Annotated in this window: 14 protein-coding genes and 1 other RNA gene; 7 read left to right on the plus strand and 8 right to left on the minus strand. The window is 63.9% G+C overall.

Annotated elements, in window-relative coordinates:
- Positions 1–66 precede the first annotated feature (66 nt).
- The 6 genes from L540_RS10400 to L540_RS10425 form a co-directional block, all read right to left on the minus strand.
- On the minus strand, positions 67–996 hold the full coding sequence (locus L540_RS10400; RefSeq protein WP_043209643.1) for a LysR family transcriptional regulator: 930 nt from the start codon (positions 994–996) through the stop codon (positions 67–69).
- A gap of 173 nt (positions 997–1,169) precedes the next feature.
- A complete protein-coding gene (locus L540_RS10405; protein ID WP_043209640.1) occupies positions 1,170–2,075 on the minus strand; it encodes an NAD(P)-dependent oxidoreductase in 906 nt (301 codons plus the stop codon).
- Positions 2,076–2,150: 75 nt separating this feature from the next.
- On the minus strand, positions 2,151–3,005 hold the full coding sequence (locus tag L540_RS10410; RefSeq protein ID WP_043209637.1) for an SDR family NAD(P)-dependent oxidoreductase: 855 nt from the start codon (positions 3,003–3,005) through the stop codon (positions 2,151–2,153).
- A gap of 72 nt (positions 3,006–3,077) precedes the next feature.
- Positions 3,078–3,647, minus strand: coding sequence for a TetR/AcrR family transcriptional regulator (locus L540_RS10415; protein WP_043209634.1), 570 nt, complete (start codon positions 3,645–3,647; stop codon positions 3,078–3,080).
- A gap of 113 nt (positions 3,648–3,760) precedes the next feature.
- Entirely contained in the window at positions 3,761–5,266 is a 1,506-nt protein-coding gene (locus L540_RS10420; RefSeq protein WP_043209631.1) for a tripartite tricarboxylate transporter permease, read from the minus strand.
- A gap of 21 nt (positions 5,267–5,287) precedes the next feature.
- A complete protein-coding gene (locus L540_RS10425) occupies positions 5,288–5,743 on the minus strand; it encodes a tripartite tricarboxylate transporter TctB family protein (protein ID WP_043209629.1) in 456 nt (151 codons plus the stop codon).
- 482 nt (positions 5,744–6,225) lie between these two features.
- Between L540_RS10425 and L540_RS10430 the strand changes: the two genes are divergently transcribed.
- The 4 genes from L540_RS10430 to L540_RS10440 all read left to right on the plus strand — a co-directional run bounded on the left by L540_RS10430 (position 6,226) and on the right by L540_RS10440 (position 8,047).
- Positions 6,226–6,672, plus strand: coding sequence for a hypothetical protein (locus L540_RS10430; RefSeq protein WP_043209627.1), 447 nt, complete (start codon positions 6,226–6,228; stop codon positions 6,670–6,672).
- Positions 6,672–6,983 carry a cell division protein ZapA gene (locus L540_RS10435; RefSeq protein WP_029580303.1) on the plus strand — a complete coding sequence of 104 codons (312 nt, stop codon included), beginning with the start codon at positions 6,672–6,674 and terminating at the stop codon, positions 6,981–6,983. Before L540_RS10430 ends, L540_RS10435 begins: the two co-directional genes overlap by 1 nt.
- A gap of 34 nt (positions 6,984–7,017) precedes the next feature.
- Positions 7,018–7,202: non-coding RNA, 6S RNA (gene ssrS, locus L540_RS21540), on the plus strand.
- Between the two features lie 92 nt (positions 7,203–7,294).
- A complete protein-coding gene (locus L540_RS10440) occupies positions 7,295–8,047 on the plus strand; it encodes an SIMPL domain-containing protein (protein WP_043209623.1) in 753 nt (250 codons plus the stop codon).
- Here the strand turns inward: L540_RS10440 and lgt are convergent.
- On the minus strand, positions 8,016–8,810 hold the full coding sequence (gene lgt, locus L540_RS10445) for a prolipoprotein diacylglyceryl transferase (RefSeq protein WP_043209621.1): 795 nt from the start codon (positions 8,808–8,810) through the stop codon (positions 8,016–8,018). The two genes, L540_RS10440 and lgt, sit on opposite strands and share 32 nt — an antisense overlap.
- Positions 8,811–8,989: 179 nt before the next feature.
- Here lgt and L540_RS10450 point away from each other — a divergent pair, with 179 nt between their 5' ends.
- Both L540_RS10450 and msrA read left to right on the plus strand, forming a co-directional pair.
- Positions 8,990–9,325 carry a c-type cytochrome gene (locus L540_RS10450; protein WP_043209619.1) on the plus strand — a complete coding sequence of 112 codons (336 nt, stop codon included), beginning with the start codon at positions 8,990–8,992 and terminating at the stop codon, positions 9,323–9,325.
- 15 nt (positions 9,326–9,340) lie between these two features.
- Positions 9,341–9,898: a peptide-methionine (S)-S-oxide reductase MsrA gene (gene msrA / locus L540_RS10455; protein WP_043209618.1), complete on the plus strand. Its 558-nt coding sequence runs from the start codon at positions 9,341–9,343 to the stop codon at positions 9,896–9,898.
- 55 nt (positions 9,899–9,953) lie between these two features.
- Here the strand turns inward: msrA and hppD are convergent, their stop codons facing one another.
- Positions 9,954–11,066 carry a 4-hydroxyphenylpyruvate dioxygenase gene (hppD, locus tag L540_RS10460; RefSeq protein ID WP_043209615.1) on the minus strand — a complete coding sequence of 371 codons (1,113 nt, stop codon included), beginning with the start codon at positions 11,064–11,066 and terminating at the stop codon, positions 9,954–9,956.
- 142 nt (positions 11,067–11,208) lie between these two features.
- On the opposite strand from hppD, the gene L540_RS10465 reads away from it, so the two are divergent.
- A complete protein-coding gene (locus L540_RS10465; protein WP_043209613.1) occupies positions 11,209–11,685 on the plus strand; it encodes an Lrp/AsnC family transcriptional regulator in 477 nt (158 codons plus the stop codon).
- Positions 11,686–11,878 lie beyond the last annotated feature (193 nt).

Below are 11,878 nucleotides of genomic sequence, written 5' to 3' on the forward strand. Positions count from 1 at the left end.
GCGGGTCAAGGCCGGTCCCGGACAGGCCTGTATTTCACGGGAGACAGCTGGTCTGGAGGGCTGGCCTTAGCGCGTAAGGGGCTTCATGCCCATGCGCTCATAGCTGGGCGCCAGGCGCTCGAATAGAAAGTCGAGAAAGGCGCGCACCGCCGGGATCATGCCGCGCCGCGAAGGATAGATGCAGTGCACGATGCCCTCGGGCGAACGCCAGTCGGGCAGCACGGGCACGAGTTCGCCGCGGCGCAGCTCCGCCTGGGTGGCGACCGAGGGCAGCAAGGCGATGCCGCGCCCGCGCACGGCGGCTTCGGTCAGGACAATGAAATCATTGCAGCACAGGCGCGGCGTCACCGTGATCGCGCGCTCCTTGCCCTCGCCGTTGTGCAGCGACCAGACGACCTCGGTCTGCGGATCATTGAAGCTCAAGGTCGTGTGATGGACCAGGTCCTCCGGCGTGTCCGGCGCGCCATGGCGCTGCAGATAGGCCGGGCTGGCGACCAGGGTGCCGCTGGCCGCGCCCAATTGGCGCACCACCAGCTCCGCGTCGGTGTCCAGCTTGGTCCGCACCCGCAAGGCCAGGTCCACGCCTTCGTTGATCAGGTCCACCCGCCGGTTGGTCGCCAGCATCTGGATGGAGACCTCCGGCCAAGTGTCCATGAATTCCGGCAGCAAAGGGGCCAGCAGCTGCTGGGCGATGGAAATCGGGCAGCTCACCACCACCGGGCCCGAAGGCTGTGTCTGCAATTGCCGCATGGCCTCCTCGGCGGCGCGCGCCGAGGCGGTCATCTCGCGGCAGTAATGCAGGTAGCGCTCGCCGGCCGTGGTCAGGCGCAGGCGGCGCGTCGTGCGCTGTAAAAGCCTCACCCCCAGCCTTGCTTCAAGCTGCGAGATGCGGCGCGACAACCGCGATTTGGGGATATCGAGCACGCGCGCGGCGGCGCTGAATCCGCCCTGGTCGACGACTTGCGAGAAATAGAAAAGGTCGTTGAGATCTTGCATGAATGTTCTAAAGATGGAACGTTCAGTTCATCATAGACCTGTTTATGGTGTTCGCGGCGCCGGCCGATAACATCAGCCCGAGGGCATTCCCGAAGGCCGGGCCCCGGCTCGCCCGAGGCGGACGGCGCAAAAAAAAGACGAGGCAAGCCTCGTCCCTTTTGATGTCCGCCGCTTCAGCTGCGCAGGCGGGTGATGAGGCTGGAGGTGTCCCAGCGGCCGCCGCCGTTTTTCTGCACGTCGCCGTAGAACTGATCCACCAGCGCGGTCAGCGGCAGGCGGGCGCCGTTGTGGCGGGCTTCGGCAAGCACCAGGCCCAGGTCCTTGCGCATCCAGTCCACGGCGAAGCCGAAATCGAACTTGCCATCGACCATGGTGCCGCCGCGGTTTTCCATTTGCCAGCTTTGCGCGGCGCCCTTGCTGATCACGTCGAGCACCAGCTTCATGTCCAGGTCGGCCGCCTGGCCGAAGGCGATGGCTTCGGCCAGCCCTTGCACCACGCCGGCGATACAGATCTGGTTGACCATCTTGGCCAGCTGGCCGGCGCCGGGCGCGCCCACCAGCGTGACCGCGCGGCCGTAGGCCGCCGCCACCGGCTTGATGGCGTCGAACACCGGGGCCTCGCCGCCGCACATGATGGTCAGCACGCCATTGACCGCGCCGGCCTGGCCGCCCGACACCGGGGCATCCACGAAGTTCAGGCCCAGCGCCTTGGCGCGCGCGTACAGCTCGCGAGCCACATCGGCCGAGGCCGTGGTGTGGTCCACAAACGTGGCGCCCTGGGCCATGCCGGCAAACGCGCCCTCATCGCCCAGCACCACGCTGCGCAGGTCTTCGTCATTGCCCACGCAGGCGAAAACGATCTGCGCGCCTTGCGCGGCCTGGCGGGGCGTGGCGGCCGACTTGCCGCCGAACTCCTGCACCCAGGCTTGCGCCTTGGCCGGGCTGCGGTTGTAGACGGTGACCTCGTGACCGGCGCGCGCGAGGTGGCCGGCCATGGGCAGGCCCATGACGCCCAGGCCGAGGAAGGCGACTTTCTTAGCCGCGACGTTGTCATAGGTTTTCGAGCCGATGCTTGCCATGCCAGAGTTTCCCGGTAGAAGTAAGACAGCAAAGCCGATAACTTACCTTAATCGTCCGCCGGCCGCGAGCCGCGCCTAGCGGCGGGGCAGGGAGGGCAAGGGCAGGTGGGCATTGCGGTCGGTCGCCAGCGTCACCACGCGCCAGCGCAGTTCGGCCTCGGTGCGCTCCACGTCCGCCTGCCCGGCCTGCCGCAGCGCATCGCTGCCCAGCAGCAGATGGGCGGGCGGCGCGCTGTGATAGGCCAGGCGCAGCACGATCTGCGCCACGCGCGCCGGGTCGCCCGTTTCCTTGCCCGCCAGGTGGATGAATTGCTTATGCCCGGCTTCCATGGTGGGGCGGTATTCCGGCAGCCAGGCGCCTTCTTCGATGCTGCGGGGCAGGTCGCGCGCCAGGTCGCCGGGCTCGATGCAGCACAGCTTGATGCCAAAGGCGGCGACCTCGCGCGCCAGCGCTTCGGTAAAGCCGCCGACCGCCCATTTCGAGGCCTGGTAGGCGGCCAGCCCCGGCGCGCCGAAGCGTCCGCCCACGGACGATACGTTGATGATGTGCCCGCTGCGCTGCTGGCGCATGATGGGCAATACCGCGCGCGTCAGATTGACCAGGCCGAAGAAGTGCTCGTCCATCTCGGCGCGGAAATCGCCGTCCTCGATCTGCTCGAACGGCGCCATCCGGCCTGGCCCGGCTGTGTTGACCAGCACATCCACCCGGCCAAAACACTCCAGCGCGGCCTGCGCCAGCCCGCGCGCGGTGATGTCATCGGCCGCTTGCGGCAGCACGCAGAGCCGCGCGCCATACAGGGCTTGCAGGTCGGCCAGGCGTTCGGCGCTGCTGGCCGTGGCCAGGACATGTTCGCCCGCGACCAGTGCCGCCTCGGCGATATATCGTCCCAGGCCGCGCTCCCCACCCGTGATCAGCCACACTTTCGCCATGATGGTTTCCTTTTAATGACTACGTACTCACTCATTTAAGGTCGGTAATGCCCGATGGTCGCCGCCTTTGCTTCAGGCCGTGATGGCGTTCCAGAAGGCTTCGAAGCCGGCGGCCGAGTAATCATCGGCCCGTTGCGGTTCGCGCGCCATGAAGCCCATTGTTGTCTCCGCCACCACGGTCATCAGGGTGGACACGAACAGCCAGGGAACGGCCAGCAGCGCCGGGTTGCTGACGCTTTCTTCGAGCACCGACTGCAGGGCCGTGTAATGCTGCCGGCACTCAGCCTTGACGTCCTCGCGAATGCGGTCCGACACGCCCAGCTGCGTCACCGCCTTGAACTTCTGCGGATAATGCGCGCCCCATTGCACATAGCGGTTCCACATATGGCGCAGCCGCTCGCGCGCGGAGGCGTCCCGCGGATAGCCGGCCATCATGGTCTGGCTCAATTCCAGCTTGACCTCCCGGTACAAGGCGTTGAGCAGCTCGTCCTTGTTCGGGAAATAGGTGAACAGGCTGCCCTCGGCGATGCCTGCCTCCCTGGCGATCCGGGCCGTGGGCGCGGCGATGCCTTGCCGCGCGATCACATGGGCCGCGCTGGCGAGGATGGCATTGCGTTTGTCTTCGCTGCGGGGCCTGGCCATGATGCTAAATGAATGAGTGCTTGCTCAATTATAGAAAACCACGTCCGCCCTCCGCAAGCCCCCGGGCAAAAAAAAACCGGGCCCGAGGGCCCGGCGTGTAAAAACAGTCTTGCTTAGTCTTCTTCGACGAAGGTCTCTTCGCGCTTCTTGCGGATGGCCGGCAGCGCGACCAGCACCACCAGGGCCAGGGCCAGGGCCAGCAGCGAGGCCGACAGCGGACGGCTGATGAAGGTCGAGAAGTCACCGCGCGACAGCAGCAGGGCGCGGCGGAAGTTCTCTTCCATCATGGGGCCCAGCACCAGACCCAGCAGCAGCGGCGCGCCTTCGCACTTCAGCTTCGCCCAGACGTAGCCGACCACACCGAAGGCCGCCGTCATGAAGATATCGAAGGTGTTGTAGTTAAGCGAGTACACACCGATGGTGCAGAACACCAGGATGGCCGGGAAGAGGATGCGGTAGGGCACCTTCAGCAGCTTGACCCACAGGCCGATCAGCGGCAGGTTCAGCACCACCAGCATCAGGTTGCCGATCCACATGGAGGCGATCAGGCCCCAGAACAGCTCGGGGTGGCTGGACATCACCTGCGGACCCGGCTGGATGTTGTGGATGGTCATGGCGCCGACCATCAGCGCCATCACGGCGTTGCCCGGGATGCCCAGGGTCAGCAGCGGGATGAAGGAGGTCTGGGCCGCGGCGTTATTGGCCGATTCCGGACCCGCCAGGCCGGCCGGGTGGCCCTTGCCGAAGCGCTCGGGGTTCTTCGAGATCTTCTTTTCCAGCGTGTAGGAGGCGAACGACGACAGCACGGCGCCGCCGCCGGGCAGGATGCCCAGGGCCGAGCCCAGGGCGGTGCCACGGATCACGGCCGGCGCGGCTTCCTTGAACTCCTGCTTATTGGGGTACAGGGAGCCGATCTTGTCGGTGATGTCGACGCGGTTTTCCTTCTGCTCGAGGTTGGTCATGATTTCGGAGAAACCGAACACGCCCATGGCCACGATGGCGAAGTCAATACCGTCCTGCAGTTCGGGGATGCCGAAATCGAAGCGGGCGACACCCGAGTTCACGTCGGTGCCCACCATGCCCAGCAGCAGGCCGAGGATGATCATGGCGATCGCCTTGGGCAGCGAGCCCGAAGCCAGCACCACGGCGCCCACCAGGCCCAGCACCATCAGCGAGAAGTATTCGGCGGGGCCGAACTTGAAGGCCACTTCGGCCAGCGGGGGCGCGAAGGCGGCCAGCAGCAGCGTGGCCACGCAGCCGGCGAAGAAAGAGCCCAGGGCGGCGATGGCCAGGGCGGCGCCGGCGCGGCCATTGCGCGCCATCTGGTGGCCGTCCAGCACGGTCACCACCGCGGATGTCTCACCGGGCAGCGCCACCAGGATGGCGGTGGTCGAGCCGCCGTACTGGGCGCCGTAATAGATGCCGGCCAGCATGATCAGGCCAGCCACCGGCGGCAGCACATAGGTGATGGGCAGCAGCATGGCGATGGTCGGCACGGGGCCGATGCCCGGCAGCACGCCGATCAGCGTGCCCAGGATGCAGCCCAGCAGGGCGTAGGCGAGGTTCTCGGGGCTGATGGCCACCGAAAAACCCAGCATGAGATTGTCAAACAGTTCCATGGCGAGTGTTCTCCTCTAGCCTTAGATAAACGACGGCCACAGCGGGAAGATCAGTCCCAGGCCCTTGATGAAGGCCAGGTACGTGAACACCACCAGGAAAATGCCGTTGGCCACCGCGACCTTGAGGCTGAACTCATGGCTCGCCAGGCTGCTGAGCACGACCAGCAGGAAGACCGAGATATAGACGCCCAGGAGCTTGAGCACCAGGGCATAGACGACAACGGAGCCAATGACCAGGAAGACAATGCGCCAGTCGAAGCGGTCGACGTGCGTTTCGGTGGCCTTCTTGGAGAGCGAGCCGATCAGGACGATCGCGCCCAGCAAGGCAAGGACGAGTCCCAGCCAGAAGGGGAAGTACCCCGGTCCCATGCGGGCCGCAGTACCCATTTGGTAGCTGCTGGCCTGCCAGGAGAATCCCAGTCCGAGGACGATGAACATCATCCCCGACCAGAAATCCTGTCGATTGCGTAGCTGCATGATTGGTTGGCTCCTGTTTTACAGCGTGTAGATATGGTGCAAAGCCTGCCCCGGTGTTGGTCACCGGCGACGGGCACAAAAAAGGCACTTGGATGTGCCATTTGTTCTTATTGAAAGCTTAGGTCGCCTTGTTGAAAGCGAAATTGATCTTTTTTGAAGGCCGAATGGTAATGGAGGGGATCACGCATGCAAACCCTGGGCTACACCAGATGCACTGGGGTTTTCCCTCGGTTTTGGGCCAAATAGGGGATGATCCGGGTCTATTCTGTAACCGCGGCGTCAGTTTGAAGGGCGTTTGAAAGCTGAATGAAAGTTTTAAGAAAGTTTAGCGAAAGCCTTGGCCTCATGCCGGGCCGGCTCTTGCTTTTTCCCGCCATGACAGGGGCCTGGCAAAAAGCTTTCATGTGGTACTGAATATTGCCGTGTTTCTCAGCTTGCGTGAAGAGGCCCGAATCGGTTCCGGATGGTTTACGATAGCGCCCATGCTGCAAGACCTCGATCAACTCGCCGCCCGCATCGGGCAATTGGTGCAACGCACCCGGCAACTGCACGCCGAGCGCGATGCGTTGCGTATTCGTCTGAACGACAGCGATGCCGAGGCGCGCGCGCTCAAGCAGCGCTGCGCCGACAGCGAAGCCGAACTCCAGGCCCTCAAGGACCAGATGCGCGACCATAGCGGCGCCCTGGATCTGTACAAGGCCGAAGCCCAGCAGGCCGAAGCGGCGCTGCGCGAACAGCTGGCGCGCGAATCCGCGGAACGCCTGGCGCTGGAGGCGCGGGCCTCGACGCGCGAAGGCGAGATGCAGCAGGCGCTTGCCGCGCGCGAGGCCGAATTGCAGCGGCTGCGCCTGGCCGCCTCCTCGGCCCGCGAACGCATCGACGCCGTGCTGGCGCGCCTGCCTGGCGCCGCGGCGGGAGAACAAGCCTGATGGAACGCCTAGATGTCTCTATCCTGGGCCGCGATTATTCGCTCGCGTGCTCGGCCGAAGAAAAACCCGTCCTGCTGGCCGCCGTGCGCCATGTGGACCACCTCATGCTGCGCATCCAGGGCACCGGCAAGGTCTCGAGCAACGAGCGGATCGCCGTGATGGCCGCCCTGCAGATCGCTGGCGAACTGCTCGCCATGAAGGCCCCCGACGGCCCGCTGGGCGGTTTGGCAGTTGGCGACTTCAAGCGTAGAATCGAAGAAATGAACCTGATGCTCGACGACGCCTTGTCGGGCCAGGAAAAACTCATTTAAGCGTAGTCAAACCTCTGGACACTGCGTTGTCAGTTTGTCCCTGCGGTGCTCGTGACTTGGCCATACATTCTCTGAACCGATGCTATCGGCATAATGGTTGCGGGAGTGTGGAGCTGGAGTGATCGTCACTTCGCTGACGAACCCGATGCTCTTCGGATCGCGACCACCTTGAACCTAAGGGTTCGAGATGCCGGCCTAGACGGCACACGCGGGGCATCTATCCCGGCAGGCCTGCTTCCCAAAGCGCGGGCCTGCCCCGGGGGCCGGGCCCGCCCGGATCTTCTCCTGTCATCCCTCTCACAGGTTCCCACATGCACCGACCCCTTGCGTTTTCGCTGACCCGAATCGCGGCTGCCTGCTGCGCCACCCTGGCCTTCGCCGCGGCCCAGCCCAGCTTCGCGCAAACCGCTGCTCCGGCTGCCGCCGAAGCGCAGCGCACCGCGCCCGAACTCAGCTTGCATGCTTCGGCGTCTTCCGAGGTCAAGCAGGACACGGTGCGCATCAGCCTGTCGGTCGAGATCGAAGCGAATGACCAGGCGACGGCCGGCAAGCGCCTGACCGCGGCGCTGGATGACGTCGTCAAGCGCGCCCGCGGCGCCAAGAATATCGACGTCCGCTCCGGCGGCTACAACGTCTGGCCCAATACCAATTCCAAGGGCAAGATCGTCAACTGGCGCGGCCAGGGCGAGGTGGTGCTGGAGTCCAAGGATTTCGAGGCCGCCTCGGCGCTGGCGGCCAAGCTGGGCGACAAGACCGCCATCTCCAATATTTCTTTCTTCCTGTCGCGCGAAGGCCGCGAAGCCGAGGAGCGCAAGTTGCTCAGCCAGGCGGCCCAGGCTTTCAAGGCGCGCGCCCTGGCCGCGGCCAATGCTTTCGGTTTTTCGGGCTATCGCCTGTCCAAGCTGGAGCTGGGCGGCGGCGGCGCGCCGGCGCCCATGCCGCGCATGATGGGAAGCCAGATGGCCAAGTCCGACGCGGCCTCGGCGCCAGCCCCGGGCGTGCCCCTGGAGGCTGGCGAAGTCACCGTCAGCGTTACGGTCGGCGGGACGATTGTCTTGCAGTAAAGACGAACAGCAACAGGCCGGCCAGGAACATGGGCAGTGACAGCCACTGGCCCATGCTCATGCCGCCGGCCAGCAAGCCCAGGAAGTTATCCGGTTCGCGCGTGAATTCCACCAGGAACCTGAAAGCGCCATAGCCCATCAGGAACATCGCGCTGACCTGGCCCGTCGGACGCGGCCTGCTCGAAAACCACCACAGCAGCACGAACAGCACCAGGCCTTCCAGGCCCAGCTCATAGAGCTGCGAGGGATGGCGCGGCAGGCTGTCGCCGGATTGCGGGAAAATCATGGCCCAGGGCACCGTGGTCGGTCGGCCCCAGAGCTCTCCGTTGATGAAATTGCCCAGGCGTCCCGCGCCCAGTCCCAGGGGGATGAGCGGCGCGATGAAGTCGCTGATGGTGAAAAAGCTCACGCCTTTCTTGCGCGCGAAGCCCAGCATCACCAGGATGACGCCGATCAGTCCGCCATGGAAGGACATGCCGCCTTCCCACAGATAGGCGATCTCCAGCGGATGGCTGAGGTAGTAGCCCGGCTTGTAGAACAGGACATAGCCCAGCCGGCCGCCCAGCACCACGCCCAGCACGCTATAGAAAATCAGGTCTTCGAGATCCTTGGGCGTCAGGTTGCCGCCTTGCCCGCGCTTGATGCGATAGCGGCCCAGCAAATACACCAGGGCGAAAGCCAGCAGATACATCAGGCCGTACCAATGAACGGCCAGCGGACCCAGGCGCAGGGCGACGGGATCGAATTGAGGTGCTTGAAACATGGGCGGTCTATGAAAGAATTTATTCGATGATAACCGGCGCGGATGCCATCGGTATCCGTGGCAAGCGCAGGTGCACAGACAGGCCGGGGGAGGGATTCGTTCCCCGCCGCATTCTCGGTTACCATCCATGCGGTCGGGGCTGTTCCGGCCGGTGTCCTCTGTCGTGGAATTCCGTCTTTATGTATTTGAATCTCAAACTGGCCCTGGGCAGCGCGGCCCTGCTGCTGGCCGCGCCAGTCCAGGCGCAGACCACGGGCCTGGACCTGGCCAAGAGCAAGGCCTGTATGGCCTGCCACCAGGTGGACAGCAAGCGGGTCGGGCCGCCGTTGAGCAGCGTGGCCGAGCGCTATGCCGGACAGCCCGAGGCGGCCGACTATCTGGCCAACAAGATACGCAACGGCGGGCGGGGCGCCTGGGGCGCCGTGCCCATGCCCGCGCAGTCGCAGGTTTCGCCCGATGAGGCCAGGGAGCTGGCGCAATGGGTACTGACGCTGGCGCCGGCCAAGAAACCCTGATTTCAAGGAATCATCATGTCTGAATCCCCAAATCGTCCCGGCCTGGAGGTCGCGGTGCTGGGCGGCGGCTGCTTCTGGTGCGTCGAGGCGGTGTTCAAGGACTTGCGCGGCGTCGAGAGCGTCTTGCCCGGATATGCCGGCGGCCACGTCGATCATCCCAGCTATCAACAGGTGTGCAACAAGGACACCGGCCATATCGAAGTGGCGCGCGTGGAATTCGATCCGGCGGAACTGAGCTATGCGGATCTATTGCGTGTGTTCTTCGCCACCCACGATCCGACCACGCCGGGCCGTCAGGGCAATGACGTCGGTCCGCAATATGAGTCGGCCATTTTCTGGCAGGACCAGGCGCAGCGGGAACAGGCCCAGACCGTGATCGCCGAAGTCGATGCGGCGCATATTTATGATGCGCCCATCGTCACCAAGCTGCTTGCGCCCGCGACCTTCTGGCCGGCCGAGGACTATCATCGCGATTATTTCGCGCTGCATCCCGAGCAAGGCTATTGCCAGTTCGTGATCGCGCCGAAAGTCGCCAAGTTCCGCAAGCAATTCCACGACCGCCTGAAGCGCTGAGGCGCGGGCCTGGAATGACGCAGCCCCCTTTCGGGGGCTGTGTCGTTTTTGGCGCTCAGTCCACGGACTTGACCACGCCGCGGCGCATCTGGTCCAGTTCGATCGATTCGAACAATGCCTTGAAGTTGCCTTCGCCGAAACCATCATTGCCCTTGCGCTGGATGATCTCGAAGAAGATGGGGCCGATCTGGTTCTCGGTGAAGATCTGCAGCAGCAGGCCGCCGCCCGGCGCGCCGTCCAGCAGGATGCGGTTCTTCTGCAGGCGGTCGACGTCCTCGCCATGTTGCGGCAGGCGGCGGTCCAGCAGCTCGTAATACGTGTCGGGCGTGTCCAGGAACACGACGCCGTTCTTGCGCAGTTTCTCGATGGTCTCGTAAATATTGTCCGTCGCCATCGCGATGTGCTGGATGCCTTCGCCGCGGTAGAGGTCCAGGTACTCCTGGATCTGGCCTTTTTCCTCGGTGCCTTCTTCATTGATGGGGATGCGGATATTGCCGCAGGGCGAGGTCATGGCCTTGGACTTCACGCCCGTCACCTTGCCTTCGATGTCGAAGTAACGCACTTCGCGGAAATTGAACAGGCGCTCATAGAACTCGGCCCACTCCGCCATGCGGCCCTTGTGCACATTGTGCGTCAGGTGATCGACCAGCGTCAGGCCGGCGCCGGCATGGGTCAGGTCTTCTTGCGCGTGGGCCGGGTCCAGCGGTTCGAAGTCGACGTCATAAATACTGATGTCGCCAATGCCGCCATGGCCGGTCTTGCCGCGCCAGCGGTCCACCAGGTAGATGAGCGAGTCGCCGATGCCCTTGATGGCGGGGATGTTCAGTTCCATCGGGCCGCTATGCGAGTCGAAACCCCAGGCGCCCAGTTCCAGCGCGCGCTTGTAAGCGCGTGCCGCATCCTCCACGCGAAAGCCGATGGCGCAGATCGACGGGCCGTGCAGGCGGGCGAAGCGTTGCGCGAAAGAATCGGGTTCGGCGTTGATCAGGAAATTGATGCCGCCCTGGCGGTACAGGGTCACGTCCTTGTGGCGATGCTTGGCGATGGCCTTGAAGCCGAGCAGTTCGAACACCTTGCGCAGGGCAATGGGATCGGGGGCGGTGTATTCGATGAATTCGAAGCCGGCGGTGCCCATGGGGTTGTCCCAGGGCTGGAATTGCGTGCTCATGGCTGCGCTCCCTTGTCTCTTTGTCGGGGTTATGCAAAAGCCAAATTCTAGGCATTTGGCATGGCAGCCGATTGCGAAAATGGCCGGGCAAGCCCTATCATCGGCAATTCAATTGCGCAAAATAGAATATTGAGGGTGGAATATGACCGAAAATGGATTGGACAGGACAGATCGCAGAATCCTGGCCGAATTGCAGCGCGATGGACGGCTGAGCAACCAGGAGCTGGCCGACCGTGTCTCCCTATCGCCCAGTCCCTGCCTGCGCCGGGTGCGGCGGCTTGAAGAGCAGGGCTATATCAAACGTTACGCGGCCCTGGTCGATGCCGACAAGGTCGGCCTGGGCCTGCTGGCCTATGTGACGATACGCCTGAACAAGCATGTCGGCGGCAGCCATGCCTCCATGGCCGACTTCCACCGGGACGTCCAGCTCTGGCCCGAAGTGGTGGAGTGTTATGCCATGTCCGGCGATATGGACTATCTGCTGCGCATCCAGGTGCGGGACCTGGCCCACTTCTCCCGCTTCGCCATGGACACTCTGATGCTGCACCCGGCCGTGGTCGACATGAAATCCTTCTTTGCCTTGCAGCAGATCAAGGAAACCACCGAGTTGCACGTGTAATCTATGCCTTGTGCCCTGGAGACAGCCCCCTATATATAGGGGAGGGTCGCTAAACCGGGGACAAACGGGTGGCGCGGCGGGCGAAATTTTGCCGTTTTATTAAAAATAGGTGTCATAGCCGTGACACGCGATTTTTTTCTGTGCTATAGTTCGCCCCCTCGCAACACAGACAGCAACGCAGACGCGGCGCGGT

Origin of the sequence: Bordetella pseudohinzii (assembly GCF_000657795.2) — a bacterium.
GTDB classification, from domain to species: domain Bacteria; phylum Pseudomonadota; class Gammaproteobacteria; order Burkholderiales; family Burkholderiaceae_B; genus Bordetella; species Bordetella pseudohinzii.

What these genes read in the sequence shown, in the direction of transcription:
- L540_RS10400 (WP_043209643.1), bottom strand. Translation starts at nt 996, where the DNA reads ATGCAAGATCTCAACGACCTTTTCTATTTCTCGCAAGTCGTCGACCAG.
- L540_RS10405 (WP_043209640.1), bottom strand. Translation starts at nt 2,075, where the DNA reads ATGGCAAGCATCGGCTCGAAAACCTATGACAACGTCGCGGCTAAGAAA.
- L540_RS10410 (WP_043209637.1), bottom strand. Translation starts at nt 3,005, where the DNA reads ATGGCGAAAGTGTGGCTGATCACGGGTGGGGAGCGCGGCCTGGGACGA.
- L540_RS10415 (WP_043209634.1), bottom strand. Translation starts at nt 3,647, where the DNA reads ATGGCCAGGCCCCGCAGCGAAGACAAACGCAATGCCATCCTCGCCAGC.
- L540_RS10420 (WP_043209631.1), bottom strand. Translation starts at nt 5,266, where the DNA reads ATGGAACTGTTTGACAATCTCATGCTGGGTTTTTCGGTGGCCATCAGC.
- L540_RS10425 (WP_043209629.1), bottom strand. Translation starts at nt 5,743, where the DNA reads ATGCAGCTACGCAATCGACAGGATTTCTGGTCGGGGATGATGTTCATC.
- L540_RS10430 (WP_043209627.1), top strand. Translation starts at nt 6,226, where the DNA reads ATGCTGCAAGACCTCGATCAACTCGCCGCCCGCATCGGGCAATTGGTG.
- L540_RS10435 (WP_029580303.1), top strand. Translation starts at nt 6,672, where the DNA reads ATGGAACGCCTAGATGTCTCTATCCTGGGCCGCGATTATTCGCTCGCG.
- L540_RS10440 (WP_043209623.1), top strand. Translation starts at nt 7,295, where the DNA reads ATGCACCGACCCCTTGCGTTTTCGCTGACCCGAATCGCGGCTGCCTGC.
- lgt (WP_043209621.1), bottom strand. Translation starts at nt 8,810, where the DNA reads ATGTTTCAAGCACCTCAATTCGATCCCGTCGCCCTGCGCCTGGGTCCG.
- L540_RS10450 (WP_043209619.1), top strand. Translation starts at nt 8,990, where the DNA reads ATGTATTTGAATCTCAAACTGGCCCTGGGCAGCGCGGCCCTGCTGCTG.
- msrA (WP_043209618.1), top strand. Translation starts at nt 9,341, where the DNA reads ATGTCTGAATCCCCAAATCGTCCCGGCCTGGAGGTCGCGGTGCTGGGC.
- hppD (WP_043209615.1), bottom strand. Translation starts at nt 11,066, where the DNA reads ATGAGCACGCAATTCCAGCCCTGGGACAACCCCATGGGCACCGCCGGC.
- L540_RS10465 (WP_043209613.1), top strand. Translation starts at nt 11,209, where the DNA reads ATGACCGAAAATGGATTGGACAGGACAGATCGCAGAATCCTGGCCGAA.